The sequence below is a fragment of the Staphylococcus sp. GDY8P47P genome (assembly GCF_016892225.1).
In the GTDB taxonomy this organism is placed as follows: domain Bacteria; phylum Bacillota; class Bacilli; order Staphylococcales; family Staphylococcaceae; genus Staphylococcus; species Staphylococcus borealis.
Map to the genome: position 1 here is coordinate 1 of NZ_JAFENV010000035.1, position 26,371 is coordinate 26,371.

At 33.0% G+C, this 26,371-nt stretch carries 26 protein-coding genes and 1 pseudogene; 12 read left to right on the top strand and 15 right to left on the bottom strand.

What is annotated here, in order from left to right; translation table 11 throughout:
* Positions 1-69: 69 nt before the first annotated feature.
* The 4 genes from JVV30_RS11965 to JVV30_RS11980 all read right to left on the bottom strand — a co-directional run bounded on the left by JVV30_RS11965 (position 70) and on the right by JVV30_RS11980 (position 2,577).
* Positions 70-1,080: an aldose epimerase family protein gene (locus JVV30_RS11965; protein WP_070854608.1), complete on the bottom strand. Its 1,011-nt coding sequence runs from the start codon at positions 1,078-1,080 to the stop codon at positions 70-72.
* A 30-nt stretch (positions 1,081-1,110) separates the two neighbouring features.
* The gene (locus JVV30_RS11970) at positions 1,111-1,437 is read right to left on the bottom strand and encodes a YnfA family protein (RefSeq protein ID WP_070854607.1); all 327 of its coding nucleotides are present in this window, start codon (positions 1,435-1,437) and stop codon (positions 1,111-1,113) included.
* A gap of 200 nt (positions 1,438-1,637) precedes the next feature.
* Positions 1,638-2,393: a hypothetical protein gene (locus JVV30_RS11975; protein WP_239469376.1), complete on the bottom strand. Its 756-nt coding sequence runs from the start codon at positions 2,391-2,393 to the stop codon at positions 1,638-1,640.
* A complete protein-coding gene (locus JVV30_RS11980) occupies positions 2,380-2,577 on the bottom strand; it encodes a helix-turn-helix transcriptional regulator (protein WP_070854605.1) in 198 nt (65 codons plus the stop codon). The genes JVV30_RS11975 and JVV30_RS11980 overlap by 14 nt, the downstream gene beginning before the upstream one ends.
* Before the next feature lie 212 nt (positions 2,578-2,789).
* Between JVV30_RS11980 and JVV30_RS11985 the strand changes: the two genes are divergently transcribed.
* Together JVV30_RS11985 and gltS are read left to right on the top strand one after the other, a co-directional pair.
* Entirely contained in the window at positions 2,790-3,398 is a 609-nt protein-coding gene (locus JVV30_RS11985) for a DNA-3-methyladenine glycosylase (protein WP_053028630.1), read from the top strand.
* 281 nt (positions 3,399-3,679) lie between these two features.
* Positions 3,680-4,891, top strand: a complete 1,212-nt coding sequence (gene gltS, locus JVV30_RS11990) for a sodium/glutamate symporter (protein WP_075108062.1) — start codon at positions 3,680-3,682, stop codon at positions 4,889-4,891.
* 88 nt (positions 4,892-4,979) lie between these two features.
* Here gltS and fni read toward each other — a convergent pair whose 3' ends face one another.
* Positions 4,980-6,029, bottom strand: a complete 1,050-nt coding sequence (gene fni / locus JVV30_RS11995; protein ID WP_070854603.1) for a type 2 isopentenyl-diphosphate Delta-isomerase — start codon at positions 6,027-6,029, stop codon at positions 4,980-4,982.
* A 44-nt stretch (positions 6,030-6,073) separates the two neighbouring features.
* Complete coding sequence (gene corA / locus JVV30_RS12000; protein WP_053028633.1) at positions 6,074-7,021, bottom strand: magnesium/cobalt transporter CorA; 948 nt, start codon at positions 7,019-7,021, stop codon at positions 6,074-6,076.
* 120 nt (positions 7,022-7,141) lie between these two features.
* Between corA and JVV30_RS12005 the strand changes: the two genes are divergently transcribed.
* Together JVV30_RS12005 and JVV30_RS12010 are read left to right on the top strand one after the other, a co-directional pair.
* Positions 7,142-7,618 (top strand): thioesterase family protein, encoded by a 477-nt coding sequence (locus JVV30_RS12005; RefSeq protein ID WP_070854602.1) that lies wholly within the window; start codon positions 7,142-7,144, stop codon positions 7,616-7,618.
* Positions 7,619-7,621: 3 nt separating this feature from the next.
* Complete coding sequence (locus tag JVV30_RS12010; RefSeq protein WP_204194307.1) at positions 7,622-8,026, top strand: hypothetical protein; 405 nt, start codon at positions 7,622-7,624, stop codon at positions 8,024-8,026.
* 271 nt (positions 8,027-8,297) lie between these two features.
* On the opposite strand, the gene JVV30_RS12015 is transcribed toward JVV30_RS12010, so the two are convergent.
* Positions 8,298-9,197, bottom strand: coding sequence for an alpha/beta hydrolase fold domain-containing protein (locus JVV30_RS12015; protein WP_204194308.1), 900 nt, complete (start codon positions 9,195-9,197; stop codon positions 8,298-8,300).
* A gap of 194 nt (positions 9,198-9,391) precedes the next feature.
* On the opposite strand from JVV30_RS12015, the gene JVV30_RS12020 reads away from it, so the two are divergent.
* Complete coding sequence (locus tag JVV30_RS12020; RefSeq protein WP_070854599.1) at positions 9,392-10,039, top strand: hypothetical protein; 648 nt, start codon at positions 9,392-9,394, stop codon at positions 10,037-10,039.
* A gap of 127 nt (positions 10,040-10,166) precedes the next feature.
* Here JVV30_RS12020 and JVV30_RS12025 read toward each other — a convergent pair whose 3' ends face one another.
* Together JVV30_RS12025 and JVV30_RS12030 are read right to left on the bottom strand one after the other, a co-directional pair.
* A complete protein-coding gene (locus JVV30_RS12025; RefSeq protein WP_070854598.1) occupies positions 10,167-12,221 on the bottom strand; it encodes a DHA2 family efflux MFS transporter permease subunit in 2,055 nt (684 codons plus the stop codon).
* Between the two features lie 12 nt (positions 12,222-12,233).
* Entirely contained in the window at positions 12,234-12,881 is a 648-nt protein-coding gene (locus tag JVV30_RS12030) for an HlyD family efflux transporter periplasmic adaptor subunit (RefSeq protein WP_070854597.1), read from the bottom strand.
* 129 nt (positions 12,882-13,010) lie between these two features.
* Here JVV30_RS12030 and JVV30_RS12035 point away from each other — a divergent pair, with 129 nt between their 5' ends.
* Complete coding sequence (locus JVV30_RS12035; protein ID WP_053028640.1) at positions 13,011-13,562, top strand: TetR/AcrR family transcriptional regulator; 552 nt, start codon at positions 13,011-13,013, stop codon at positions 13,560-13,562.
* Positions 13,563-13,640: 78 nt separating this feature from the next.
* Here JVV30_RS12035 and JVV30_RS12040 read toward each other — a convergent pair whose 3' ends face one another.
* From JVV30_RS12040 to JVV30_RS12050, 3 genes and pseudogenes are all read right to left on the bottom strand, one after another.
* Positions 13,641-14,849, bottom strand: coding sequence for a putative multidrug effflux MFS transporter TcaB (locus JVV30_RS12040; protein WP_070854596.1), 1,209 nt, complete (start codon positions 14,847-14,849; stop codon positions 13,641-13,643).
* A gap of 233 nt (positions 14,850-15,082) precedes the next feature.
* Positions 15,083-16,459, bottom strand: a complete 1,377-nt coding sequence (locus JVV30_RS12045; protein ID WP_053028642.1) for a membrane-associated protein TcaA — start codon at positions 16,457-16,459, stop codon at positions 15,083-15,085.
* Between the two features lie 111 nt (positions 16,460-16,570).
* Positions 16,571-17,021: pseudogene (locus JVV30_RS12050) on the bottom strand (MarR family winged helix-turn-helix transcriptional regulator).
* A gap of 163 nt (positions 17,022-17,184) precedes the next feature.
* On the opposite strand from JVV30_RS12050, the gene JVV30_RS12055 reads away from it, so the two are divergent.
* Positions 17,185-18,141 carry a YdcF family protein gene (locus JVV30_RS12055; RefSeq protein WP_070854595.1) on the top strand — a complete coding sequence of 319 codons (957 nt, stop codon included), beginning with the start codon at positions 17,185-17,187 and terminating at the stop codon, positions 18,139-18,141.
* Positions 18,142-18,313: 172 nt separating this feature from the next.
* Here the strand turns inward: JVV30_RS12055 and JVV30_RS12060 are convergent, their stop codons facing one another.
* The gene (locus JVV30_RS12060; RefSeq protein WP_070854594.1) at positions 18,314-18,979 is read right to left on the bottom strand and encodes an ABC transporter ATP-binding protein; all 666 of its coding nucleotides are present in this window, start codon (positions 18,977-18,979) and stop codon (positions 18,314-18,316) included.
* Complete coding sequence (locus tag JVV30_RS12065; RefSeq protein ID WP_070854593.1) at positions 18,979-20,034, bottom strand: ABC transporter permease; 1,056 nt, start codon at positions 20,032-20,034, stop codon at positions 18,979-18,981. Before JVV30_RS12065 ends, JVV30_RS12060 begins: the two co-directional genes overlap by 1 nt.
* A 135-nt stretch (positions 20,035-20,169) precedes the next feature.
* On the opposite strand from JVV30_RS12065, the gene JVV30_RS12070 reads away from it, so the two are divergent.
* The 4 genes from JVV30_RS12070 (at position 20,170) to JVV30_RS12085 (ending at position 23,225) form a co-directional block, all read left to right on the top strand.
* Positions 20,170-20,844, top strand: a complete 675-nt coding sequence (locus tag JVV30_RS12070) for a response regulator transcription factor (RefSeq protein WP_053028646.1) — start codon at positions 20,170-20,172, stop codon at positions 20,842-20,844.
* Positions 20,837-22,210: a sensor histidine kinase gene (locus JVV30_RS12075; RefSeq protein WP_070854592.1), complete on the top strand. Its 1,374-nt coding sequence runs from the start codon at positions 20,837-20,839 to the stop codon at positions 22,208-22,210. Before JVV30_RS12070 ends, JVV30_RS12075 begins: the two co-directional genes overlap by 8 nt.
* Before the next feature lie 119 nt (positions 22,211-22,329).
* Positions 22,330-22,770, top strand: a complete 441-nt coding sequence (locus tag JVV30_RS12080; protein WP_070854591.1) for a LytTR family DNA-binding domain-containing protein — start codon at positions 22,330-22,332, stop codon at positions 22,768-22,770.
* The gene (locus JVV30_RS12085) at positions 22,767-23,225 is read left to right on the top strand and encodes a DUF3021 domain-containing protein (protein WP_070854590.1); all 459 of its coding nucleotides are present in this window, start codon (positions 22,767-22,769) and stop codon (positions 23,223-23,225) included. The genes JVV30_RS12080 and JVV30_RS12085 overlap by 4 nt, the downstream gene beginning before the upstream one ends.
* Positions 23,226-23,299: 74 nt before the next feature.
* On the opposite strand, the gene mqo is transcribed toward JVV30_RS12085, so the two are convergent.
* Positions 23,300-24,778, bottom strand: a complete 1,479-nt coding sequence (gene mqo, locus JVV30_RS12090; protein ID WP_070854589.1) for a malate dehydrogenase (quinone) — start codon at positions 24,776-24,778, stop codon at positions 23,300-23,302.
* A 308-nt stretch (positions 24,779-25,086) separates the two neighbouring features.
* Here mqo and JVV30_RS12095 point away from each other — a divergent pair, with 308 nt between their 5' ends.
* The gene (locus tag JVV30_RS12095; protein WP_204194309.1) at positions 25,087-26,238 is read left to right on the top strand and encodes a glycosyltransferase family 4 protein; all 1,152 of its coding nucleotides are present in this window, start codon (positions 25,087-25,089) and stop codon (positions 26,236-26,238) included.
* Positions 26,239-26,371: the final 133 nt, after the last annotated feature.

The following is a 26,371-nucleotide window of genomic DNA, read 5'->3' on the forward strand; positions in this document are numbered from 1 at the left end:
TAAGGGACAGAGGAAGAAATAAATTTTGTGAAAATCGTATTTCTTCCTCTGTCCCTTACTATTTTTATATTATTTTTCTGCTACGTGATACATTGTCTTTGCGTAAAATGTGTCATTCGCTTTTAAAATAGATTGTGCTTTATTACCATACACATTAATATCATTAGGTAAAAATTGTGTTTCTAGAGATACACCTGAGTGCGCTTTATAAATATTAAAATCACTATCCCAACTTGTCGTATCATTAAACGTAAAGATGACGACATTCGGCATTGTTGTAGTAACATCTAATAAGAACTCATCATTCTCAATGAAAAATTGCTTGTTTCCAACATCGAATGGATGATCCAACCCATTTCTTGCACCAACCTGTTCTTTCAATTGGGCATTGTCTGAGTTAAAAATATCACTAAACGAAATGCAATTTGATTTAAATATTGTTACTAAATCAATTGGACTTGTGCTTGTAATTAAATTATGACTGTCAACTGGATACATATTTAATTGTTCACTCTTAATCTTGTGATTATCTATAACATTGTTATCTCTATTTAAATTGAAATAGACGTGATTCGTTGGATTAAATAGTGTATCTTGATTCGATTGTGCCTCATATTCTACTGTCCATCGGTGTTCTACATCATATGTGTGAATCACTTTAATAAACATATCTCCTGGGTACCCATCTTCCATAGACTTAAGTTGAACAGTAAAGGTAATCTTTATATTTGTAATGTTATCTTGGATGTCGTAATTAAAAAGTCTTTGATCTAAACCATTACTGCCACCATGAAGGTGATGCAGGTGATTATTCGCTTCAAGTTGATATGTTTCACCATTTAAATTAAAGCTGGCATTACCAATACGACCTGCATAGCGACCAATTGTAGCACCAAAATGAAAAGGATTAGATGGATAAAATTCATCCGCTTCAACTTTATTGCCTAAAACGATGTTGTTATCATGGTATTTCCACGAAACGACGCGCGCACCAAAGTTGGTGAATACAATATTCGTTTCATCGTTATCAATTTTGATTAAGTCAATACCATGTCTTTGCTTTTCTACTTCAACTATCATTACTTACGTCTCCCTCTTAAACACGCTTAATCAGGTTCTGTTCGGTAATATCATAACGCATACACCAATCACACAGATGCATGCCCCAATTAGATCATACTTATCAGGTGCTTGTTTATCGACAATGTATGCCCATATTAAGCTCATTACAATAAACACGCCACCATAAGCAGCATAAACACGACCGAAAGTTGGAAACGACTGGAATGTTGCAATGACACCATACATCATTAATATAACGCCACCAATAAATCCCAACCAACTTGATTGTCCTTCCCTTAACCACAACCAAATTAGATAGCCACCACCAATTTCACAGAGACCTGCTAATAAAAAGATAAAGATTGAATAAAGCATAGAAATGACCTCCAACGATTACTAAAGTTAGCCTCATTGTATCAATCCAATCATACCTTTATCTATTTAAATTTTAAGCACTGACTTTTCCACATACATATTGTTACACTTTTTTTATTAATATTCCATAGATTTTATATAAATTAAAAAATGAAAACGCTATCTATTAGAAATTTAATAGATAGCGTTTAATGGCTATTTTATTCATCATGCAACTTACATAAGTGCTTCGTCTTAACTTTGACAATAAGCAATAGAATGACACTATATATGAGTGCTATGATAGCGACTAAAGGGAAACGATGCATGGCGAATTCAATAATGACATCAATCACACTCACAATGCTTAATCCTATCATTATCCAATTAAAATTTGTCGCATGGACATTTAATATGACAAATTTTTGTTGTTCATCAGCATATCTATAATTGGGGATTAAATTCAATATGCCTCTTGGTGTAGCGCCACGATTCTCTAAGTTTGGTGTGTTCATATCTGTATATTTAATACGTTTATCATCAAACATACATAATGCAACTATGACACCGACACCAATGATTAGCCAACTTGGTTTAAATACCCACTCATAATGATTCGTATGATTAAGGTTCGGCGTTAAAATATTAGCGACAACAATGATATATATTATCCATACGGTGAGATAAATAATTCTTTTTAATTTGGAATAATGATTCAGTTTTGATTTGTCACTAAAATCATGTACATAAATATGAATGTCCTCTACGGTTTCTGAATGAATCGTTAATTTACACACGATAACGATTAAAAGAAATACACTACCAATAAAAAATGGTGAAAGAAACTCACGTTGCAAATCATTAAACATTGCGAATATAGCAATAGCGCATAAGAAATTTAAACTTACAATGCCAAGTTTTGCTTTCAATGTTATGATTTGTTCTTTCAAAGCGTCATTATCTTTAATCTTCCTCAACCTCCCAGAATAAATCATTTAAAGTCACTTCTAGTGTTTTAGCGATATTAATACATAATTTTAATGACGGATTATATTTGTCATTCTCTATCATATTGATGGTTTGACGTGATACACCAACCGAACGTGCAAGTTCTAGTTGAGAGATTTTCTTTACACCTCGATATACTTTCACTTTATTCATTGTTCCACACTTCTTTCAACATCCCATATTCATCATCATAACGATTTAACAGGCTAATAGTCAATTATATATGACATAGATATTAAGTCATTTCATTATTCGTTCACTTCAATTATAATGGCTATCATAATATATTGTCATTGTGTTATACCAGTCAAAACTTTAGCTTCATGATATACATGCATTTATTATTACAAGAAGAAGGTGAATTTGTGGATTTTGTATCAAAACCGACGATAGAAACTGCTAAAGCGTTACTCGGTGTCAAAGTCATCTATCAGGACGAATTTCAAATGTATAGTGGCTATATAGTCGAAACTGAGGCTTATTTAGGATTTTCAGATCGTGCTGCTCACGGGTTTGGCGGGAGACAAACACCGAAAGTAACGTCACTATACAAAAAAGGTGGTACCATTTATGGACATGTGATGCATACGCACTTATTGATAAACTTCGTAACACGAAATGAAGGTGTCCCTGAAGGTGTATTGATTCGTGCTATTGAACCTTTAGACGGCATTGAAGCGATGAAGCAGAATCGTAATAAATCAGGATATGACTTAACGAATGGTCCGGGTAAATGGACAAAGGCCTTTAATATCCCTAGGGCAATTGATGGTGCCACATTGAATGATTGTCGTTTATCTATAGATACGAAACATCGTAAATACCCAAGAGACATTGTGGAAAGTGCTCGAATTGGCATACCCAATAAAGGCGATTGGACAACTAAACCGTTACGATACACCGTCAAAGGCAACCCTTTCGTTTCTCATATGCGTAAATCAGACTGTTCCAACCCCGATGAAACTTGGAAATAAATAAAGCTAATACGCATTATTTTGCTCTAGAAATGTGACTTGTACGTCAGATTCTAGAGCATTTTTACAAAATAATATTAATTGTAATCACTTTAAAAATTAATATTAGGATTATTTTTTTATACTTTTTTAAACTTATTAAAAGTTCTTATTATACAAAATCATAATTACTATCCTAGAAATCTATATTTTTTATATGTATAATGTTATATATGGGGATTTATAGCGCTTACATCAAGTGCTATTTATTTTTTAAATCGTTTCTTAAGGGGGCTATAAAAATGGAATTAGATGCAGTCACAACATTATGTCTCGCCTGTCTGTTATTTTTATTAGGTGAATTTATCGTCAAACACGTTTCATTTTTACAAAGAATTTGTATACCACCTCCCGTAATAGGAGGCTTATTATTTGCAATTCTAGTTGCGATCTTAGATACATTCAATATTATTCAAATTAAATTAGATGCTAGCTTTATTCAAGATTTCTTCATGATGGTGTTCTTTACTACCATTGGCTTAGGTGCATCATTCAAATTATTTAAAATTGGTGGAAAAGTATTAATATTATATTTTGTATGCTGTGCGTTTCTAGCAATATGCCAAAACTTCATTGGTATCTCATTAGCTAAAGTATTACATATTAAACCATTATTAGGTTTAACTGCAGGTTCAATGTCAATGGAAGGTGGGCATGGTAATGCTGCCGCTTATGGTAAAACATTAGAAGAAAGTTTTAATATCGATTCAGCTGTTACAGCAGCACTTGCTGCAGCAACTTTAGGTTTAGTATTTGGCGGATTAGTGGGTGGACCTTTAGTAAAAGCACTCATTAAACGCTATAATTTAAAACCAGAAAATAGTGACGATACGTTTAAAGATTATAGTAAAGTTGAATCAAATGAAGTCCTGCACGGCAAATACGAACCAACGCAAGTATTCTTTATTCAATTAACCATTATTGCAGTATGTATGTCTGTAGGAACTTGGATAGGCGATCAATTTTCAAATTTAACTGGTCAAAGTTTACCTATGTATGTCGGTTCTATGTTTGTAGCCGTAGCAATTCGTAACATATCAGAATATGCGAACCTACAACTCATTGATTTAAAACTCAATGACCAAATTGGTGATGTGGCATTAGGATTATTCTTATCATTAGCATTGATGAGTATTCAACTTACGCAAGTATATTCTCTCGCATTACCACTTATCGCCATCGTCTTAGTCCAAGTGGTATTTATTTCGTTATTTGCATTCTTTATTTTATTTAGAGTGCTTGGTAAGGACTATGATGCTGCAGTCATGGCCGGTGGTTTTATTGGTCATGGTTTAGGTGCCACACCAAATGCAATGGCGAACCTAGATGTTATCACTAAGAAATATGGTAGTTCACCTAAATCCTATTTAGTCGTGCCAATTGTTGGCGCCTTCTTAATTGACCTAGCTGGCGTACCAATCGTCATGGGCTTTATGAATATTTTTGGAAATTAAAATTGATGTTTACACTATCTAAAAAGCAAGTTGAGCATTTGTACGCTCAACTTGCTTTTTTGTATTATCTGATATTAATTATTTTAGATTATCCTCGATGAATGTCTAAACCACGTTGGTCTATCCATGACATTAACTTCTGATCGAATACTAACTTACTTTGTTTTAATTCGCTAATATCTCTTGCATCTAACATCGTCATTATTGATTTCGTATGTGCAATAAATGATTCAACATATTCAATCGTTGTCGTAATGCCGCCATTTTCAACTTGGTTTAAAAATGGTCGAGACATCCCTACTGCTTTCGCACCTAAAGCCAAACTCTTAACGACATCTAATGGTGTTCGTACACCACCACTAGCAAAGACATTGAGTGAATCTTGATAAGCCGAACTTTCTAGTAAAGACTCAACGGTTGACTGTCCCCAATTTGCAAGATAGTCCATATCTTTGTTTGTGCGACGTTCATTTTCGATTGTGACAAAGTTCGTTCCACCTTTACCACTTACATCAACATAAGTCACACCTACATCAATTAAGTCTTTGTATAATTCTTTACTCATGCCGAAGCCAACTTCTTTAATAATGACCGGCACATCTACACGTTGAACGATAGAGGCTACATTATCTAACCATGTTGAAAATTCTCGATTTCCTTCAGGCATAACGAGTTCTTGCGGTGCATTAACATGTATTTGTAGCGCTTGAGCATCCAATAATTTCACCGCTTCAACTGCTTTATCTACAGGAACATCTGCACCAACATTACTAAAAATAGTACCTTCTGGGTTGGTTTGACGTGCAATACTAAACGATTCAGCCATTTTAGGATTTCTTAACGCAGCATGTGTTGACCCTACTGCCATCGCTAATCCAGTTTCTCGAGCCACGATTGCAAGTTTCTCATTAATTTGTTTCGTCCATTCACTACCACCAGTCATCGCATTAATATAAACTGGATACGTCATATCAAAATCCGTCGTGTGACTTGTTAAGTCCACATCATTTACATTAATACTAGGGATGGAATGATGTACAAATCGCATTCGATCAAAGTCTGATTGCGGTGCATCACTTTGAGCCATTGCTATTTCGACATGTTCATTTTTCCTCTGTTCTCTTTGAAAATCACTCATCTTTGTACCTACCTTTACTTTAAATAATAAAATTTCAAATTATATTAGAACCATTTTTTTCTTTTGAAAAAGATAATCAATGCGATAGCTATAATTAACATGACCACCATACAAATAGGATAACTATAGTGCCATTTAAGTTCTGGCATGTACTCGAAATTCATGCCATATACACCTGCAATAAATGTTAAAGGAGAGAAAATAACTGACACTAACGTAAGTACTTGCATAATACTGTTCATTCTAAATGATGAATAAGATTCGAAGTTCTCTCTTATTTCATTAGCCATCTCTTGTGATGTTCTGATGATATTATTCTGTTTAATAAGATGGTCGTCGATATGTTGAATATACATTGAATGCTTACTATCTACAATTAAATTACCTTCTGTTTTAATGGTATTTACCAATTCTTGCATAGGGAACAATACCCTCTTAATCTTGATTAAATCGGATTTAATTTGAAAGACATTATCCATAATCTTTTTACTTTGAGTGTCATCTACATGCGCGTCTTCAAAGTTATACGTTTTATCTTCAATTGTATATACGAACTCAAAATATTTATCTACCATCATATCTAATATATGTATCACTATATCTGCACAATCTAAGTCAGGATCATGGTGATGTGCGTTCATCTTTGCCACTTCATTTAATGATTCGAAATGTTTATGATGATACGTAACCAATACTTTCTCATTTAGAAATACATTCAAAGAGATTGGAGAAAAATCATCTCTGTACATGCTATGAAAGACTAAATATTGATATGATTCATAGGATTTATATTTTACACGTGGTACACCAGTAATTGCATCCTCTAACTCTAGATAGTTAAATTCAAATTGACTGACTAAGTAATCATTCTCTGCTTGTGTTGCATTTTCAAAATCGAACCAAACAATTGTTGCTGCTTCAGGAATATCGTCAACACTGTCAACTTGTGTAAGTGATTGATTTTTAGTTTGATATCGAATCGTCATTGTCATCGTTACATTTACCTCCTGCATGACCATACGTCTTTCATTCTACCATGAATTAAATCATGTGTATGTGTTAATTTTATTTAGTAAAATAGAAGCATCCATATATGAGTGAGGTCTGATAAGATGAGCAATCCATTAGTTATTAACAATGTTGTACATGCATCTCAAATTGATCATAACAATCATATGCATGATTCAGAATATAATAAAGCATTTAGTGCAGCTGTAAACGAATTTAATTACACACATGGACTTTCTTTAGAAGAACGCGAAATCCTTCATTACACAATGTTTACATTAGAAGAACATACGACGTATCTTGTAGAGTTGTCCCTTGATTCCACTTATCGAATCGAAGTTTATATTTATGACTATGACTATAAACGTGTGCATTTCTTTTTAATGCTTTATAACAATAAGGATGAGTTAGCTGCAACGAACGAAGTCATTATGATGGGGATTGATACTAACAAACGCAAATCAGCACCGTTTCCAACCGACTATCACCAAAATATTGCGCGTTATTATCAACAGCAAGGTACGATCGATTGGCCTAAACAATTGGGTCATCAAATTGGCATACCTAAAAAGGAGAACTAAAACATGGGACGAACATTCCGCAATCAACTATTAGAATTATTATATGATTTAAACGATGATTTAAAAGTAGATTTAATCGCACTCAATACGACAAAACAATTATTTATGAACGGTCCAAGTCAAGAATTACTGAAAAGAGCATTTAATATAAGTTATCATCAAGGACAAAAACAAGCGATTGAAGCTCTACGAAATATCACTGAAGCGGAAATTGATGATCAACACTTACAACATGTTGTGCATCGTTATATCAATGAATTCACGGATGATACTTCAAATTTAAATGCATTATCGGAACAACAACTGGCATCACAAACAGATTTAGCCCAAGTGATAGATAACCATTATCATCACTTAGGCCAAAAACAAATCACGACTCAAGTACAGCACTTGCTTAAACAGTATTAATGCACATAGATACGAATAATTTATGATATAGAAATAGAGGCGCGCATAGGACAACATTCTTTTTAAATTCGTCGTCCACTCCCATTCTGCTTTGTTTGTAAAATTGCTTGGTGAAACGCTCTTTGCTGGAGCCCCGCATGCAAAGCATACCAGTGCAAACGCATACTGAATTCGCTTGCCTTATTAATTCAGTCGATTACGACGCATTTGCTACGTTGCCCATATGATGTTGAGGATTTCAAACGCTAAACGTTATTCAATTTAATACCCATTATACGTCAATCGTTTTAGCGATTTGTTTAATTACTTTGTGAGATTCATGTATAGGAAATAATGGGAAATCATGGAACATTTTAGGATATTCAAAGAATTGAACAGATTGGCCATTGTCCTCCATATTATAGACAAAACGTTTCATATCTGGATAATAAATTTCTCTGCCACCACCAAATAGCACAACTGGTGGTAAATCTTGAAGTTGTCCATAAATAGGTGAAATTAATGGATTAGCCAAGGCTTCCCCTTGCGTCCATACATTGAATATGCGATGTAAACCATCTCTATTTACGAATCGATCTTTATTCATTAAGTCCTCAGTAATTTCTGGGTTAGTTAGCGTCGCATCTAACATTGGCGACAATAGATATACTTTATTAGGTAGTGGTTGCTTTTTAGCTATAAGTTGTTGAACGTAACTTAAAGCTAAAGCGCCTCCTGTACCATCGCCCATAATGACAATGTGTTTTGCATCTACTTCTTCTAATAAAGACTGATACACAGCATCTATCGCTTTAAATGTGTCATCAATATGGTGTTCTGGCGTTTTAGGATAAATAGGTAGTACGACTTCATACAATGTACTTAGCGTAAGTTTATCCATAAATCTCCAATGAAATGGAGAGGGTTGTAGTGTATTATAACCACCATGAATATAAAGTATTTTCTTTTTTGTTTCATGGCGGAAGTTGAATCTAAATACTTGCATCTCATCGAGTGACAACTTATCTAAATTAGACTTAACATTTAAACTTGAAGGTTGTTTATGTTTAGCTTGATTAATGTCTTTTCTCTTGTCCATAAACGTATCAAAATCCGAATCATTATCAAACAATATTGAGCGGTTGTGCAGTAAGTATCGATTGATGATTCGATTAACCATGTGTGATCTCATAAAATTCTACCTTCCTTAATTAATAATAAATTACTTAAACGTTATTACATTAAGCTCAAAAAACGATATAATTGAAATTATGTTCTAAAAATTCTCGATTAATTATTTAATATAATATTGTTATTTGCACATTAAATTCAGTATAAATTAGTCAAACTTAGAAAACAATGAATTATAGTAAAGGAGTTAGAAAAGTGTCAGAAAGAAAAACAATCCAATATGATGATAGACCACCTATTCATAATCAATATTATCCTCGTTCTCATCGTCACAATCGAAAAAGAAGATCTTGGGTGAGTTTGATGATTCAAATGATTATTTTCGTATTAGTAGCTATCACTGGTTATAGTATGTATAAACAGCCTATCTTCAATTTAGCCTTTGCCAACCAACCTATCAGTTATGCTCAAATCAAAGATTTTCAAAATACGGTTACACAAATAGGCGCACTTAACATTAATTTAAGTCAATTAACCAATTTAGAAGACATAGCTAATCGCCTTGTATTAGTATTTAATGTATTTTTTATTTTAGCAATTGTAAGTTTGATCATCACTGCTTTAACGATAATCTTTAATCGAACTTTACTAAAGATTTTTAATTTTATTATTATTTCTATTATGCTCATAATGTCCATCTATTTTGGTTATGCCATACAAGTAATTGGTCAACGTATTGCAGATAAATTACAAAGTTTTTCTTTGAATGTTTCAGCAAACCAAATTATTAATGAAGCTGACGCCATTCATAATGCGCTTATTTTATTAGTATGTAGTTTAGCCTTATTAATAATTAGTTTCTTTTTTAGAAATCGTAAAACAAATCATTACACTATTAAATAATCTCTCTTATGCCATTGTCGACGTTAAACTCAAGTCACAATGGCTTTTATTGTTGTAATAAAAAAAATATCGATCACACTTATCAAAGTGTACCGATACTTTAAAAATAATGTCCCCCAACATCATTTTATTTAAATTTTTTACTTTCCGCATGCATCATTCTTTCATGTTCTGCATCAGCGCCTTTTTTACCTTTTAAGAATAAACTTAAAACAAATGCTAAGAAAGCTAATCCAGTCGCAATCCAGAATGCATCGTTAATGCCTTCGATATATGCAAGCTGGTTAACATATTTCAAGATAGCTTGTAATGCTTCAGATTGACCGCCATATTGTGCCGCCATTTGACGTACATGATCTTGAATCACAGGGTTTGTTTTATCTAATTCATCTGCAAACGCACCAACATGATTTGTTGTTTGCGTTGTCATAACAGTAACAAGAATCGCCGTACCAATTGAACCTGCTAATTGTCTCATTGTATTAAGGAATGCATTACCGTGAGAGATTAGTCTTGGTGGCAGTGCGTTAATCGCTGCTGTCATAAGTGGCATCATAACGAATGCCATACCAAATGATCGAATAACATAAATACTCATAATATGAAGATATGATGTATCCATATTTAATTTTGTAAGTTCCCATGTTCCATAAGTCATTACTGCTATACCAAATAATGCTAATGGTTTTAAACCGATTGTATCAAGTAGCTTACCAGTAATTGGGCCTAAGATACCCATTACTAACGAACCAGGAAGTAATAATAATCCTGAATCTAGTGCTGAGAAGCCACGTAAGTTTTGTAAGTAAATTGGTAATAAAATCATACCACCGAATAAACTCATCATTACAACCATATTAATAATAGTTGTAAGTGTAAATGTTGATGATTTCAACACTTCAAGGTTTAACATTGGTGCTCTCATTGTTAATTCACGAATAACGAATGCAACAATAAATATTACACCAATAATAAACATAATTACAATTTCAGTTGAACCCCAGCCTTTATTTCCGGCTTCACTGAAACCATATAATAATGCACCAAATCCAATCGTACTATAAACAATACCTTGATAGTCGGCTCTTGGATTTGTTGTTTTTTGGTACAGTCTGAACCAGAAGTAACCAAAAATCATTGCTGCAATACCTAGGAAGAACATACCATAGAACATAACATTCCAATGATAGTTTTGTACGATATAACCTGATAACGTAGGTCCAATTGCTGGTGCCAATATCATTGCTATACCCATTGTTCCCATTGCAACCCCACGTTTTTCTGGTGGGAAGATTGTAACGATGACGTTAGAACCTAATGGCATTAATACACCAGCACCAATGGCTTGAAGTACACGTCCACCCATCATCATTGGGAAGTTATTCGAAAGTGCACAGACTAAAGACCCAATCGTGAATAATAAAAGTGCAATAATAAATAACTTACGATACGAATATTTATTAAATAAGAATGCACTAATCGGGATTAAAATACCATTAACTAACATGAAACCTGTCATCAACCATTGTCCAGTTGATGCCGAAATATTGAATTCTGTATTGATTTTAGGCAATGCAACGTTAAGTAATGTTTGGTTTAAGATGGCAATAAACATACCAAACAACATTGCAGCTAAAATTTTATTTCTTGTAATCCCTTTTCCAAACACAAAATCTTCTTTTTGTTTTTTGATGCGTTCGTTGACGCGTCCTTCTTGAGAAGCGGGATTAATCGGTTCATAAATTGAATCTTTTGGTAGATGTTGATTATTTACATCATCATCTTGTTTATCATCCTCAGTAGCATCATCAGAATAATGTAAGGAATGTGATGCTTGCTTTTGCTCAGGATGTATTTGCTCTGAGGCATGATCTTGTTGATCTTGTTCATTCTCGAAATGATCTTTGCGTTTATCATTTTCAATGTGTCGATCTTCTGTGTTTAAGTGACGAAATTGATGATCATCATGGTGAGCATCTTGCGTACGTTTTGACGCTTGATCTCGGTCTAAGTCACTGATTTTAAATTTAGATGGATTACTTTGACTTTTAGATTCTTCATTTACGTGTTGTCCCTTAGTTTGGTTCTTACGTTTCTTGCGTGATTTCAACACAAGAACGTTAACTAAACCAACTAAAATGACCGCTAAAACAATATATCCAACAATGAAGGTCGTTGTCATTCTATGACCCCCTTAGTTTTTATGAATTTTAACTTCAGCGTTCATTCCAGGAACAACATTTTTAGATGGTGCAGAATCTAAAGAAATTTTAACTGGTACTACTTGTGATACTTTAGTGTAGTTACCGTCAGTGTTAGATGATGGCATTAATGAGAAGCTAGCTGCAGTCGCTTGGCCTACTTCTTCAACTTTACCGTCAATATCAGAATCTTGACCGTCAATAGTTACATCAACTTTGTCGCCTTTTTCTACACTGCTAACATCTTTTTCGTCAATATTTGCTGTAATATATAAATCATCTAAATTGTAAGCATAAGCAATTGGTGAACCTGCTTGTGCAACTGAACCTTCCATACCACTTGTTTTAACGATTGTACCGTTTTGTGGCATTTTGATATCCATAGTTTGTGACTCACCGCTTTGGCTTTGACCACTCACTTCTGCTACTTTGTCACCTTTTTTAAGTTTGTCCCCTTGTTTTGCATCAAGAGATTTAATTTGACCTGAAGTTGGACTAGAGATTTGAATTTGATTTCCATCAACTTTGGCATTATCAGTTGTTACATAACTTGTAGCATTATGATATAAGTAGAAACCTACGATACCGACTACAACAAGAACAACGATAGTGATGATATTAATTAACACCATTTTTTTCATTGAACATTTCCTCCTATTTGCTTTTTCAAAATCACTTTTAATATTATAAAGACATATACATAAAAATAACACCAACAATTATCGCTAAATTGTCGGCTATGTGAAGTTATAGATAAATTAGGTGACACGATGAAACAAAATGCTAAATATAAAATAATCAAAAGCTTAATCGATTTATTAGAAATTCATCCCATTGAAGATATATCCATCAAGATGATTTGTGCAAATAGTAATGTCAATCGCTCAACTTTCTATGATCACTTTCAAGATAAATATGATTTGCTATCTAAAATTCAAAATTATCATTTAAATAAATATGAACATCTACTAAACGCATTTTCTTTTAACTTCGATAACATTAAAAAGAACCCTGAGAAAGTTTATAAATTCTTTCATATTATTTTAAAATATATTTATAGAAAGAAAGCATTTTACCATGCCATTTTTATTTCTCATCCAAACAAAGCATTAGTAATGGAATATATTGAGATTACGAAACAATATTACACAAACATTTTAGGAGAAAATCATACAACCATTCAAAATGTCCCCTTCTTTATTACATACACAATGAGTGGGCAAATCGGTGTAATATTAAATTGGTTACGATTAGGGTGTCAAGAAAGTCCTGATGAAGTCGCAAGTGCGTTACTTGCTAACACGTTAAAAGTTCAAAGATAGTCATATTGAAGTTTAAAAGTCAATATCAAACAAAGTAGCCAATAAATGAATGAACCTTTCATTTATTGGCTACTTTGTTTATGCTTTATCATGTTTAAACACTTTAACATTTAATAATTGTAAAAGGATAAGTAAAATAGCTGTGAGGCTAATTATAATAATGTACGGCATACTATTATATTCACCTTTTAAATTAACAAGCGGTGTGACAAGTCCGCCTAATAACGATTGCAATAACCCTAACAAACTTGATGCGCTTCCGCTTCCAGTCGTACGCTCTTCCATTGCAATTGAAAATCCTAAAGTTGCTACACCGGTTACTGGGGCAACTAATACAATAAACCCTATAACTAATAATGCAAAATGCCAGTGATTCAACAATGTTAGTGACACGATAACGACGCCTAAAATTTGAACAGCTGTAAATGCACGTAACAATGCTTGTGGATGAAAATAGTCTACCAGTTTACCTGCAATTTGACTTGCAATGATGAGTGTAATGCCTATGCCAGCAAACATCCAACTGAAATGTAATGGTGAAACACCATATATTTTTTGAACTAAAAATGGCGACGCTGATATATAACTAAATAACATAATAAATGTAACACCTTGTATTAACATTGGTAACACAAATCGAGGTGTTGTAAGTAAACTTTTAAAATTAGTAAAAATGACTTTAACTCCACTACTATCACGCTGGGCTACTGATAAAGATTCAGGGACTTTAAATACTGAGCCTAGTACCATTAACACACCAAATATCGTTAAAATGACAAATACCATTCGCCAAACAGCAAAACTTAAGATTAATCCTCCTAAAGCCGGTGCTATTACAGGTGCGACACCATTAACAAGCATGAGTAACGCTAAAAACTTCGTCAGTTCGTTCCCACGATACATGTCACTCGCAACGGCTCTTGATATAACCGCGCCAGCACCACCTGTAAATCCTTGAACAAATCTTAGAAATACCATAACCCAAATATTCTCAACGAATACTATACCCAAACTTGCTAAAGCGAATACAACCATAGAAATAACTAATGGTTTCTTACGTCCCATACTATCAGATATAGGACCTACAAATAAGTTACCTAATCCTAAACCTATCATAAATAACGATAGTGTAAGTTGTGCATTAGCTGTCGTCGTATTAAAATCATTCTTTAATTCAGGTAGTCCTGGTAAAAACATATCTATCGATAAGGCACCTATGGCAGTTAAAGCACCTAATATAATAATAAATAAGGGTGAATGTTTTCTTTGGTTTTGCTCTATATCCATTAACGTATCCCACCTTTGTAGGTTTCATATTTTCTATGTATTAAAAAAAGAACGAGCGGGCGTAGGACGGAATGATTTATTCAATTCGTTGTCCCACCCCAGCTTGCGTTGCTTATAGCATTTCTTAATGACATGCTTTTTAGTAATCCCTGCATGCAAGTATGATTAAAACTGAGAAAAGCTTGATTGAAGCATTTTCTCAGTTTAGTCAGTGACACTTGGTATCGTTCAATTTATTTTGAATCAACGAGTTGAAGATTCCCGGTATGATGATCCTCAGTTAATTCATAATCCGTAATTTCATATTGACCATTACTATTCAGATGCTGCACTTTAGTGTTAATCGTGTTACCTTGTTGACTGGCACTAATAATTTGAGGATTTATGAAAGCAGCTGAATGATTTAAATTATTTTCTATCATTTTATAGATGCTGGATTTATCTTTTAAAAATGTGCTTACTAAATTAAAGTTACCTTGAGAAATAGCGCTATTTAGTGTTAAAGAATAATTGTTAAAGAAATGACTCAATTTTGTTTTCAAGCTATTTTCTTCGGCTTCTTTTTCTTCAATATAATCACTAATCTCTTCATCATCAAACTCTAATACTGCACTATTAATATTACCTAAGTCTCTTGCTTTAATTGTTTTAGTCTCTGTACGGAATGTTTTTCCTTTAGCCTTTCCTAAGGCAGATACGGTCACATCTTTCGTTTGAGGATACGGTCCATACTCTCTAGATCGACTGTATTTCATTTGTTTATCATTAATTTCAACTTTTAGTGAATTTTTATCTAAGTCACTTTTTCCTTTTAATTTTACGGTTAATAGTGCCTCATTGAAATTTTCATTTACTTCAACTGTGTTTCCTTTACCATATCTAAAATCAAATTTAAGCTGACCGCTAAATGTGCCATACTCTGTTTCCTTTTTAGCATCAATAGAATATATGCCTGGAATATATCTACCAAGTGACGTTGTTTTATTGGCATCAGCAATAACAGTTTTCTTTTTACCGCCATCTTTGAACTCATATTTCGTATCAAGCTTAGGTTTAACAATTGCTTGTTTTGTTGGTGCGGTGTAACTCATATTATCAAATATGAGTAATCGAGTTCCGTTTTTACTCACACGTAAGTAATTATTCCCTGCACGTGTTTTTAAATTAATTGCCTCTTTGGAATCACTTTTATTTAATGTTTCAACAGTTGATCTAATATCATGTGCAAATTTTTTCATACCGACTTCACTTCTAATGTAGTCAATATAGACGCTCGCTTCATCCGAATCGATATGAGAATTTTTAGAACTTAATAACGTTGCGACCTTTTGTGAATCATTATTATCAATAGCATTAACTAAAATTTTAGTTTGCGCGTCAGGCGTGTTATAATTCCTTACCAATAAAAATACAATGACGAGCAATATAACAATAAATGCAACAATTGCCCAAGGAATAAACTTTCTAATCTTAATATTTGATGTGTTGGTTTGAGGGGTATGGATTTGCTTGTCTTTGCTGTCTGATTTTTTATATTTCTTCCCACAATTAGGACACTTATTCAGGCTATTATTGTCAATTTTCTGTCCACATTTCGGACATGTACTCATTTAGTCACCAACTTCCCCACTACTATATTAAATTTAACGATTGATATTGTACGTTCAAGTTAAGAATATGATATCTATTATATAATAATCGGTCTAAAGCTTCATACTAATTTAAACTTTTGAATTAAATTTTTTTACTCTTTCATCTATTATATATAATACACTTAACGCTTTCTCAATATCTTTACTTGATAAGTCTGCCACCATATCACTGACAATGTCACTAACAATCTCATTATTTTCTTCAGTATATTGACGACCTTTGTCTGTTAAAACAACATATTTCAGGCGTTGATCAATATTGGTATTAGATTTTTGTAATGCTACGAAGCCACTGTCAATGAGTTTCTTGATACGTCTACTCACCGCTGCTTTATTAACTCTCCGTTATTTCTGTAATTGATAATGCATGATGATGGCTTAGTAATCTGAGTACATTGGATTGTTCCATTGAAATGCCATACTTACTTTGTTGATCTTTTAATAGCTTGGCGGTTAAAGTATTGGTATCATCGATGAATTGTTTCATAAATTCGATGTGGTTTCTAGAAATTCTGCTCATTGCTTTACTCCTTGTTAATTAGTCATCCATTACGTTTATACATACTCTGTTAAATCATATCAATAAACAATTCTCTTGAAAACCTCATTCCGTGGTTAATAGTTGCTAAATGGTAAGTGGTTCGATTACATTTATATATATAAAGAAATTCGAGGTACTTCCTATGTTCGCAATTATTTTAGCTCTCATTGTGTTATGTATTGTAGTAGGTGTATTATTCAATGTTACACAACTTTTAAATTTAACAACATTTATAATAACTGTCATATTGTGCATGATGATTACCGTCATAAATGTATTAACAATGACATTACCTACTACACTCATACTACTTATGATTATTACTACGCTTGGTTTACTACTGAAACATTATCATCTTTTTACATTTAAAAAAGGAAAAACATTTTTAAATAAAATGATGAAACATTTCATATTAGGTGTACTATTCACGGCGATTCTTGCATACCTTAGCACGATGCCCATTCCAATCATCAATGGCATCTTCCTATGGCTTACGATGATTGCTATAAGCACATGTTATGCATTCTTACTCTATATGGCTTGGTCTTCGGCTTTAGGTCGTATAACCACGCAAAATCAATACGCGTTAATTATGGTATTGGGTGCTGGTATATTCACAAAGAACGTTACACCGATGTTAGCTGATAGATTAAATCGTGCATTAAGCGTTTATCATCAACAAAAAAGGACATGCAACGTGCTTGTGAGCGGTGGCCAAGGGCCTGATGAACCAATATCTGAAGCATTGGCGATGAAACATTATTTAATTGACCACGGGGTTCCTGAGTCTAATATTATCCTAGAGGATCAATCAACCAACACCTTTGAAAACTTTTATTATTCTAAAAGAATCATACGTAATCTATATAAACATCGTCCTAGTATACTTTGTGTCACAAGCCAATTTCATATTTTACGTGGCATGAGATTTGCACAAATAAATCAAATGAAAGTCGATGGTATCGGAAGTCATACACCCTATCATTTCTTTAATATCGCATTAATTAGAGATTTCTTAGCGCTTATGTATCAATATAAACTACTCTTAACCATTTACTTTGCAATTTTATTTTTTGCATCAATTTATATCTTATTTTAAACCATAAAGATGGGAGTTGGATAGAATTCTATACGAATTCATCATCCAACTCCCAATTAGTTATGCTTGCAACATCGTTTAATGACATATGTTAGTCGTGCTCGCTTCTTATCTAACTATTATTATACGATTTACTTTTTACAATGATTAACTACTTCAATATTTGTACTTTTTACAACTCTATTTTACCATCTTCTATTTTAATCACTCTATCTGCATATTCAAATAATCTTTTATCATGCGTGATCATAATACCAATCATATCTTTGGTTTGAACTTGAGATTTAATCATTTGAACAACAGATGTCGCTCTATCTGCATCTAAACTTGCTGTCGGTTCATCCGCTAATATAATTTTAGGCTCATTCATAAAAGCCCTCATAATCGCCACACGTTGTTTTTCTCCTCCAGATAACAAATGTGGATAAACAGCTAGACGATGACTCAAGCCTATTTCATTGAGTAGTCTCTGCGCTTTCTCTTTTGCCTCTTTACGTTTACTTCCCGCTTCTTTAGCTACAATCGTTAATTGTTCCTCCACAGTTAAATAAGGTACGAGATGCGATGATTGAAAGATAAATCCAATATCATTTAGTCTTAGACTGGTTTGATTTACATCATTAGAGAATAATTGCTTATCATTATATAAAATATCTCCACTTGAAGGACTTAATAATCCCCCTAAAATATTTAGAAGTGTTGATTTACCTGAACCAGATGCGCCACTGAGAATAATAAACTCGCCTTGATTGACCTCAAAGTTAATCCCTTTTAACACTTCTGTTTGAGCATCTCCACTACCAAATGTTTTAGTAATTTGATTAAGTTGTAATGTCATTATTCCATACCTCCAATTGCCTCTATCGGATCTACTCTTAGTACTTTTATAAAGGATAGTAATGCACCTATTAATCCTACGATTAGAAATACGGCAATCATTAATAATACCTGACTATAATTTAAATAAAATGGCATTGTCACTGGCATAACCGTATTCAAAATAAGTATGACAATAAATGCTAAAATAACGCCAACCATTGTTGTTAAAACAATTTGTAGTAAAAGTGCAGTTAATAAATGTTTGGTCTTAATACCAATAGCTTTTAGAATACCTATTTGAGGGATCTTTTGAATCGTCATCACATAAAAGAATGCACTTAATACGATAGCTGTAATAACAAATAAGCTAATAATCATTAAATTAAGTGGCATTTGCTCTGCCTGGTAACTAGCAATGTTATCTGTTAACGTCTTTTCGTTCACTACTTTTATGCCGTCTATTTGATTAAGTGACGCTTTGTCATCTTTATTTATATTTTCAACAGGGTAGAATGTTGATACTTGCTTATTTATTGATTCAAACGCTTCTTTATTCATTAATATCATTGAACTATGGGAATACATGGTTTCGTTCATTATCCCGCTTATTTTATAACGCGTGTCATGCCCTTTAAATGAAACGTAATCTCCAACTTTCAAATCATTACCAGTTAATTTTTCACTTATAGCGATTTCATCTTGTTGAGTTGGATAGCTACCAGTTATAAGTTTTGGCTTAAGATGTTTTGGTGTATTAAATGTAATAACATCTTGCTCATCTTGATTGATTTTTAGTGTTTGTGTGCCTATTTGTGTGGCATCTTGATGAATGATATCTTCTATTTTATCTTTCTGAGACTGGTTCATCTGTGAACTTTCTAACTTAGGCTCTTTATTATCTTCAACAATATAATGTTCTGCCGGCATATTGTTTAAATATGATATATTTTCTCGTGCTAACCCTTGAGCTAATCCACTAATAAATAGAACCATACTTCCTAATAAAAAGATGATTAACATGATTAATGTGTAACGAAATTTATAAAATTTTATTTCTTTCCATGCTAAATTCATACTTACTACCTCCCACTGCTATTTCAATACACAGTTTAATGACATAATATGAACTGAATATGAACTTTAATGGAATTTGTTTTTTGATATAGTTATTCATATAATCATGTTAAATAAATTAAAGGAGTAATAATGATGGTGAAGTGTTTAATAGTGGATGATGACTATAAAATATTACATTACGTTTCTCAGCATCTCGAAGCGGCTCAAATTCAAACCGTTACACATGCCAGTGGAGAAAACGCATTACAATACCTTACAAATAACCAAGTTGATATTGCTGTTGTCGATATTATGATGACTGGTATGGATGGATTTGAACTGTGCCAAGTGCTAAAAAATGACTACGACATACCTGTTATTATGCTAACAGCACGAGATGCGCTAAGCGATAAAGAACGTGCATTTGTGAGTGGAACAGATGATTACGTTACGAAACCATTTGAAGTGAAAGAATTACTATTTAGAATTAAAGCTGTGCTAAGACGTTATCAAATTAATTCTCAAGATATTATAAAATTAGGCAATGTGACTTTAATTCAAGAATATATGGAAGTCATTGTTGGATCCAAAAATGTAAATTTACCTACTAAAGAGTTTCAATTATTATTTTTATTATGTGGTCAGCCAAAACATATTTTTACGCGCAACACATTAATAGAGCGCATTTGGGGGTTTGATTATGAGGGAGATGAAAGAACGATAGACGTACATATCAAACGACTACGTCATCGTCTAAATCAATTAAATGCCACGATTGAGATACAAACGGTTCGTGGACAAGGATACAAGGTGATTACCCATGTTTAAATCTCTTTATACACGTATTGCAATCTATACAATTACCGTTATTCTATTTAGTGCTTTAGTAAGCTTTCTATTCGCTAATATATATTACCATTTCAATTTAAAAGCACATAATGATACTAAGATAATGCGTACTTTAAAAGAAGCACGACAATTTCATGCCTCTTCAAATCAATCTGATAGTCAAGCCTATTTCAAACACCTAGGCGATATGAACTATCAAATTATGATTGTAGATCGTGCACATCATAAAACATTTTATGGTGAACCATTTCGCCAAGACACGATTTCAAACGCCGCGATCAACCAAGTTCTACAAGGCGAGGACTATCACGGTATCAAAAATAAGCCATTCGAATTATTTGTAACTGGATTTTTTGATAATGAAACAGATAATACTGTAGGCGTCCGCTTTACCCAAAATCATCAACCGCTTGCCGTGTTTATGCGTCCAGATATAGGCGAAACCTTTAGTGAGTTTCGTACTTTCCTTTCAGTGTTATTAATTTGTTTATTAAGTATTTCAATCACCCTAGTTATTGCATCAACTTATTCAATCATTAAACCTATAAAAACGCTAAAGCAAGCAACAGAGCGTTTAATACACGGGGATTTCGATACACCCATTTATCAAAGTCGTCATGACGAAATCGGCACACTACAATATCGATTCGACGCTATGCGTCAAGCATTAAAACAAGTCGATGATATGCGACAACACTTCGTTCAAAATGTTTCACATGAAATCAAAACACCATTAACACATATTCAACGTTTACTTACAGAATTACAATTTACAGCGACGCAAGAAAAAAGGCAGACATACATTGATGAAATTCACGACGAAGTAACTCGATTAAGTAATCTCACAAAGGAATTACTTCTCCTATCAGAATTAGATAATGCCAATCATTTACGCTTTGATGATCATATACACATTACTACGATGATTAAAGACATTATACGTCATGAGCAATTCGAACTAGATAATAAAGATTTAATGTTGTTGTCTGATTTAAGTGACGTTTATTTCCAAGGAAATAGTCGTTTATTACACCAAGCATTCTCTAATCTTATTCAAAATGCGATTAAGTACGCTTCAATTGGTGGTACAGTTGAAGTTAGTCTTTCTCATGAGCATAATGATTCAATTTTATTTAGTGTCAATAATGAAGGAAATACGATTCCATCAGAAACTCAACCACATATTTTTGAGCGATTTTATAAACTGAACGAGCAAGATAATAGTAATGGCTTAGGTCTAGCCATTACGCAATCAATTATTAAATTACACCAGGGCGAAATTAGTGTGTCTAGTGACGTACAACGAGGTACTACCTTTACGATTAGACTGACATCAAACTTATAAATATATGCCATTTATATAATCATTTAAACCACTTACACAGTGAGAACGACCGGATACTTATTTTTTACTATAAAAAGCACCCTAACATGATTAAATTAAATTATGGAGGAGGTTAAAATATGAAATTGAGACTGCATATATCACCTGATGAAAAAGAAAAACTTGTTGCCATCCATGCACCATCGTTAGATGAAGATGTTCAACAAATTATATCTTGTATTGAAGATTTAGATCGTGCCACTCAAATATATGGTAAATATGAGGATGCAATCTATGTACTAGACATTAAATCGATTATCAGTTTTCGAACGTATCATAATCAGGTTGTGGCGATTAAAGGTATGAAACAATTCAAAATAAAAGAACGATTGTATGAATTAGAAGCTAAATTACCTACTTCTTTTATTAGAATTTCTAAATCTGAAATAGTTAATAGTGATAAAATTGAAAAACTTCATATGGAACCAAATGGGCTCATTAGAATGTATTTGAAAGATGCCGATTTCACTTACTCCTCCAGAAGATATTTAAAATCGATAAAGGAGCGATTATCGTTATGACAAAATTATACAAATTTCTAAGTATCCCTTTGTTAATTGGACTAACGCTATCTATCATTTTTAGTTATATTCATGCCGAAGGTGAATATTATCCTTTATCTCCTATATCTACTTTAGGAAAATTTTATTACGCTCATTTTACTGAACCAACAGTCATGCTTATATCTATAATATTATGGTTATTAATTGGCTTGCTTTTTTATCTGACAAGTTTTATTTTTACGCATACAGACTGGAGTATCACACGTGCTACGCTATTACATTTCATATTTAGCTATATTGGTTTACTGCCCATTGGTATTTTAGCTGGATGGTTTTCAATTAAAATTTCAAATTTTTTGATATTCACATTTTATTTCATCATTATATATTTGATGATTTGGGTTAAATCTTACTTTACAAACAAAAAGTACGTTACAGAAATTAATCGACAACTAAATAAAAGGGAGAAATAAAAATTGGCTAGTTACTCATGGAATTGAATTAGAGTAGCTAGCCAATAATGTGTTATATATACAAACTAGTGCGATTATTTAACATTTAAATATTTTTGAATTTCTTTATTTACTGCACGATAAACGTCTTCATGTTCAGTTAATTTAAGACCGAATGAAGGTACCATTTCTTTAATCTTAGGAATCCAGTTTTTAAACTCATTACCATAACAACGTTGTAATAAATCAAGCATAATATCTACTGCAGTAGATGCACCTGGAGAAGCGCCTAATAAGGCAGCAAGTGATCCATCATCCGATGTGATAACTTCTGTACCAAATTGTAAGTTTCCTTTGCTATCTTCGGTATCTTTGATCACTTGTACACGTTGTCCTGCAACAATAACTTCCCAATCTTCATCTTTCGCATTAGGCACAAATACACGTAAATCATTCATACGATCCTCATGCTTTAACATAAGTTGTGAAATAAGGTACTTCGTTAAATCCATTTCTTTGATACCTGCTGAAAGCATCGTTAATACATTATTTGGTTTTACTGAACGTATTAAGTCTAAATTTGAACCTGTTTTTAAGAATTTAGGTGAAAATCCTGCAAACGGTCCAAATAATAAAGCACGTTCACCGTTTACAAATCGCGTATCTAAATGAGGCACTGACATTGGTGGTGCACCGACACTTGCTTTACCATAAACTTTCGCATGATGTTTTTCAATCACGTCTTTATTCGTACAACGCAAGAATAAACCACTTACTGGGAAACCACCGATATGTTTTGATTGCTTAATACCTGTTTTTTGTAGAAGTGGTAAACTTGCACCGCCAGCCCCAATAAATACAAATTCTGATTCATACGCCTTGCTTTGACCAGAATTTAAATCTTTAACTGTCACTTTCCAGTTTCCATTATCAAGTTTCTCAATATTTTCAACTTCTTGTTTATAAGATACTTCTACATTTCTATCCTTTAAATTAGAAATAAGTTTCTTTGTTAATGCACCGAAGTTTACATCTGTACCACTCTCATCACGAGATAATGCTATAGGCACATGTGATGTTCTTCCTTCAACCATTAACGGAACCCATTCTTTAATTTTGTCACGATCTTCAGTAATATCCATTTTTTCAAATAGAATATTTTCTTTTAATGCTGCGACTCTGTTTTTAAGAAATTTCACATTAAAGATACCTTTAACAAAACTCATATGCGGCACAGATTGAATAAAGTTAGCAGGGTTCTCTAATTGACCTGTTCGAACTAAATGTGCCCAAAACTGCTTAGAGACTTGGAATTGTTCGTTGATTTTAATTGCTTTCGTAATGTCAACGGAACCTTCCTTACCTTCTTTAGTGTAATTTAATTCACACAGTGCAGAGTGCCCTGTCCCAGCATTGTTCCAAACATTTGAACTTTCTTCACCAGATTGTTCTAATTTTTCAAATATTTTAATTTCTTTGTCTGGAGATAATTCTTTTAATAACGTTCCGAGTGTTGCGCTCATTATACCGCCACCTATTAAGATGACATCTGTTTTGCTATGTACTGAACTCATAACAATACAGTCCCCCTTTTTTTCACATCTTTAGTCGATAGGATATTGACCTTGGCTTAATAAATTAAAACGCTTTCTTTATTTATTAAAATTTTTAATATTAACTTTACGCTATACGTAAAATCGACTTTTTATGAACTAGTTTAATTATATACATAATCCCCCCATGAAAAAAGTGTTTACATAAAGTTTTCATCTTTTATTAGATAAAGCAAGGTCGATAGTCGATTCGAATGATAATGCTATTACTATTAGACATACATAAGAAATGCTATAATTCACTATTATGAATCATTAGAGGTGTAACTATGAAATCATTCACATTTTTTATGCATAATGTCTATGCTTTAGGCGGAACTGTGAAAGCTGTTTCTGAATTAGCTAATACACTTTCCGACAAGGGGCATCACGTAGAAATTATTTCTGTTTTTCGTGCGCAAGACGAACCTTATTTTAAAATAAATAACAATATAAAAATAAAAACACTAATCGACTATCGTTTAAAACCTCAGAACATTAAAGCAATCATTATGAATCGTATTAATAAGTATACTTCCTTATTGAAACCAATCAAAATAAACCATCATGAACCTGGATTAAATCAATTTTCAAAATACGTAGAAAATAAAATGATTAAAGCGATTAAAAAAGTAGATACTGATGTGCTTGTAGGTACTAGAGCGAGTTTTAATATTTTAATATCAAAGTATCACCCTAATGATGTGATGACGATTGGAATGGAACATATGAATTTACAAGCATATCCAGAACACTATCAACAAGATATACTTGATGCGTGTCGTAAATTAGATCTTATTACAACGTTAACGAAACAAGATCAGTTAAATTATGCGCAACATATCAACACACCTGTTTATACTATTCCTAATATCATCAGACCAATTAAAAATGATACTCACAAAGAGAATATCATCATGAGTGCGGGTAGATTAGAATTTGAAAAAGGCTTTGATATTTTAATAGAAAGCATTCGTCGAATTCAAGATGATCTTAAGCGCCTTAATTTTAAAGTAGAAATATATGGAGATGGCCAAGAACGCGAGTCTTTGCAACAACTGATTGATCAACATCATTTAAATGATTTAATTACACTTTATGCCGCAACGCAACAACTTAATACTAAATTAGCTAAAAGTAAAATCACCGTCGTACCGTCAAGAAATGAAGGGTTTGGTATGGTTGTACTGGAAGCAATGGCGCAGGATAATATTGTTATAAGTTTTAAAGATACACTAGGGCCTGCAAGTATCATCACACATCAGGTTAATGGTTACTTAGCACATTATGGTGATGCTAGTTCATTAGCAAAATACATCGACATCGCTATGAATCATATTGATGATGCCGACCAGATGGTTTATGAAGGACATGTTACGTTGAAACACTATACACCTACCACTGTTTATGAAACATTTATGTCCGCTATAAATAGTATTTAAACTTAAAGCGCTACTTCGCCTCGGTAAGCATCTCAACTTAAGTGAAATGAAAAGCCAAATAAGCGCTACTTTAGAAACTGTCCCCTATGAATGGCCCCAACTTGCTTAGCCTGTAAAATCACTTTCGTGATTT

What these genes read in the sequence shown, in the direction of transcription:
- JVV30_RS12035 (WP_053028640.1), top strand. Translation starts at nt 13,011, where the DNA reads ATGAAACAAAATGCTAAATATAAAATAATCAAAAGCTTAATCGATTTA.
- JVV30_RS12065 (WP_070854593.1), bottom strand. Translation starts at nt 20,034, where the DNA reads ATGAATTTAGCATGGAAAGAAATAAAATTTTATAAATTTCGTTACACA.
- JVV30_RS12070 (WP_053028646.1), top strand. Translation starts at nt 20,170, where the DNA reads ATGGTGAAGTGTTTAATAGTGGATGATGACTATAAAATATTACATTAC.
- JVV30_RS11970 (WP_070854607.1), bottom strand. Translation starts at nt 1,437, where the DNA reads ATGCTTTATTCAATCTTTATCTTTTTATTAGCAGGTCTCTGTGAAATT.
- JVV30_RS12025 (WP_070854598.1), bottom strand. Translation starts at nt 12,221, where the DNA reads ATGACAACGACCTTCATTGTTGGATATATTGTTTTAGCGGTCATTTTA.
- JVV30_RS11965 (WP_070854608.1), bottom strand. Translation starts at nt 1,080, where the DNA reads ATGATAGTTGAAGTAGAAAAGCAAAGACATGGTATTGACTTAATCAAA.
- JVV30_RS12015 (WP_204194308.1), bottom strand. Translation starts at nt 9,197, where the DNA reads ATGAGATCACACATGGTTAATCGAATCATCAATCGATACTTACTGCAC.
- JVV30_RS12045 (WP_053028642.1), bottom strand. Translation starts at nt 16,459, where the DNA reads ATGAGTACATGTCCGAAATGTGGACAGAAAATTGACAATAATAGCCTG.
- JVV30_RS11980 (WP_070854605.1), bottom strand. Translation starts at nt 2,577, where the DNA reads ATGAATAAAGTGAAAGTATATCGAGGTGTAAAGAAAATCTCTCAACTA.
- JVV30_RS12095 (WP_204194309.1), top strand. Translation starts at nt 25,087, where the DNA reads ATGAAATCATTCACATTTTTTATGCATAATGTCTATGCTTTAGGCGGA.
- JVV30_RS12010 (WP_204194307.1), top strand. Translation starts at nt 7,622, where the DNA reads ATGGGACGAACATTCCGCAATCAACTATTAGAATTATTATATGATTTA.
- JVV30_RS12005 (WP_070854602.1), top strand. Translation starts at nt 7,142, where the DNA reads ATGAGCAATCCATTAGTTATTAACAATGTTGTACATGCATCTCAAATT.
- JVV30_RS12085 (WP_070854590.1), top strand. Translation starts at nt 22,767, where the DNA reads ATGACAAAATTATACAAATTTCTAAGTATCCCTTTGTTAATTGGACTA.
- JVV30_RS12080 (WP_070854591.1), top strand. Translation starts at nt 22,330, where the DNA reads ATGAAATTGAGACTGCATATATCACCTGATGAAAAAGAAAAACTTGTT.
- fni (WP_070854603.1), bottom strand. Translation starts at nt 6,029, where the DNA reads ATGAGTGATTTTCAAAGAGAACAGAGGAAAAATGAACATGTCGAAATA.
- mqo (WP_070854589.1), bottom strand. Translation starts at nt 24,778, where the DNA reads ATGAGTTCAGTACATAGCAAAACAGATGTCATCTTAATAGGTGGCGGT.
- JVV30_RS12055 (WP_070854595.1), top strand. Translation starts at nt 17,185, where the DNA reads ATGTTCGCAATTATTTTAGCTCTCATTGTGTTATGTATTGTAGTAGGT.
- JVV30_RS12060 (WP_070854594.1), bottom strand. Translation starts at nt 18,979, where the DNA reads ATGACATTACAACTTAATCAAATTACTAAAACATTTGGTAGTGGAGAT.
- corA (WP_053028633.1), bottom strand. Translation starts at nt 7,021, where the DNA reads ATGACAATGACGATTCGATATCAAACTAAAAATCAATCACTTACACAA.
- JVV30_RS12075 (WP_070854592.1), top strand. Translation starts at nt 20,837, where the DNA reads ATGTTTAAATCTCTTTATACACGTATTGCAATCTATACAATTACCGTT.
- JVV30_RS12040 (WP_070854596.1), bottom strand. Translation starts at nt 14,849, where the DNA reads ATGGATATAGAGCAAAACCAAAGAAAACATTCACCCTTATTTATTATT.
- gltS (WP_075108062.1), top strand. Translation starts at nt 3,680, where the DNA reads ATGGAATTAGATGCAGTCACAACATTATGTCTCGCCTGTCTGTTATTT.
- JVV30_RS12030 (WP_070854597.1), bottom strand. Translation starts at nt 12,881, where the DNA reads ATGAAAAAAATGGTGTTAATTAATATCATCACTATCGTTGTTCTTGTT.